The organism is Methylobacterium sp. CCH5-D2 (genome assembly GCF_001556475.1).
GTDB lineage: Bacteria > Pseudomonadota > Alphaproteobacteria > Rhizobiales > Beijerinckiaceae > Methylobacterium > Methylobacterium hispanicum.
Genome location: NZ_LSIX01000408.1, coordinates 1 through 918, shown reverse-complemented (window position 1 = coordinate 918; position 918 = coordinate 1). Strand labels below are relative to the sequence as shown.

Genomic DNA, 918 nt, shown 5'->3' with positions numbered 1-918 from the left:
CACCCTGCCCTTCGTCTTCAACACCGGCCATTCCGGCGCGGTCTATCCGCCCGCCTTCCTCGCCGTCTCGAGACTGCAGCCGTTGGCGCTCCGCCGCTCGGAGGACGCCTACGTCGACCGGCTCTTCGGCAGCGTCGTGCCCATGGGCGCGCCGCTCCTGAGGGCCAACTTTCCCCGCGCCTATCTCGACGTGAACCGCGAGCCCTACGAGCTCGACCCGCGCATGTTCTCGGGCCGGTTGCCGCCGTTCGCCAACACGCGCTCGATGCGGGTCGCGGGCGGGCTCGGCACGGTGCCGCGCGTCGTCGCGGACGGGCAGGAGATCTACGGTGGGCGCCTCGACGTGGAGGAGGCGATCGAGCGCATCGAGCGGCTGTACAAGCCCTACCACCGCACCCTGCGCGGCCTGATCCAGCGCACGGCCCGCACCTTTGGCCGGTGCATCCTGATCGACTGCCACTCGATGCCCTCCTCGAGCCTCGGGCGCGAGGCGGACCCGAAGGCCGACATCGTGCTCGGCGACCGCTTCGGCACGGCCTGCGCCTCCGCGCTGACGGAGCGCGTCGAGGCGGCCTTCCGGTCACGCGGGTTCGTGGTGGTGCGCAACAAGCCCTACGCGGGCGGCTTCATCACCGAGCATTACGGCGAGCCGAACCTCGCCCGGCACGCTCTGCAGATCGAGATCAACCGCGGCCTCTACATGAACGAGGCGAGCCTTGCCGTGACGCCGGGCTTCGGCGCCCTGGCCGAGGCGCTGCAGGACATCGTCGCCGAGGTGGCGAGCGATATCGGCGATCTTTCGCCGCAGCGGATCGCGGCCGAGTAGCGGCCGCACATCGGCCCGCGGGCGGAATCGACCGGACAGAAAAAAGGCCACTCCCGAAGGAGCGGCCCGAAGTCTAGGGAGGAAACGCCCAA

At 70.3% G+C, this 918-nt stretch carries 1 protein-coding gene; it reads left to right on the top strand.

What is annotated here, in order from left to right; genetic code table 11:
* On the top strand, positions 1-826 hold an 826-nt coding region (locus AX737_RS10515; protein ID WP_066921136.1), incomplete at its 5' end, for an N-formylglutamate amidohydrolase.
* Positions 827-918: the final 92 nt, after the last annotated feature.